The sequence below is a fragment of the Dubosiella newyorkensis genome (assembly GCF_001945605.1).
GTDB classification, from domain to species: domain Bacteria; phylum Bacillota_I; class Bacilli_A; order Erysipelotrichales; family Erysipelotrichaceae; genus Dubosiella; species Dubosiella newyorkensis.
Map to the genome: position 1 here is coordinate 1 of NZ_MPKA01000051.1, position 533 is coordinate 533.

The 533-nt window shown below is 40.7% G+C and carries 1 protein-coding gene; it reads left to right on the forward strand.

The annotated features are described in order from the left end of the window. Nucleotides 1-114: 114 nt before the first annotated feature. Nucleotides 115-533 (forward strand): helix-turn-helix domain-containing protein (locus tag BO225_RS03155; RefSeq protein WP_076340831.1); only part of this gene is annotated, 419 nt, incomplete at its 3' end.

Sequence of the window (533 nt, forward strand, 5' to 3'; positions counted from 1 at the left end):
TATATAGATTATCCTAAATAATCCGCCTTTGCTCAAATGACTTGTTCAAATCATTTAACACTTAAACAATAAAGCGTTTCAATAATAAAGATAGATAGAAAGAAGTGTATCTCTATGAATCCAGCTTTATCAAATGATGAAATTCTCGAACAACTCAAAACTCTTGAAAAAGACCATCCTACTCATCGTGTTTTTAACCATTGCATGGTCGTGCGCCTTTCTCTGGAAGGCTATACGCAGCGTGAAATTGCCAAAATCGTCGGCTGCAATCCGTCCACTGTCAATCAGATCCTCAAACGTTTTCGTGAGCAGGGCGTAGAAGGATTGGTGCCGATCAAACAACAGGGACGTCCTCATTTTCTTTCTTCTGACAAAGAAAAGCATATTGTTCAGATCATTATCGAGAAACAGCCTCGCGACGTCCTTGAAGACTGTGTCGACTGCAGCTGGACCGCTCCGCTTGTCATGGTCCTGATCAAAACGCTTTATGGAGTAAAATTCTCCGAAGAAGGGATTTATCATTTTCTTCATCG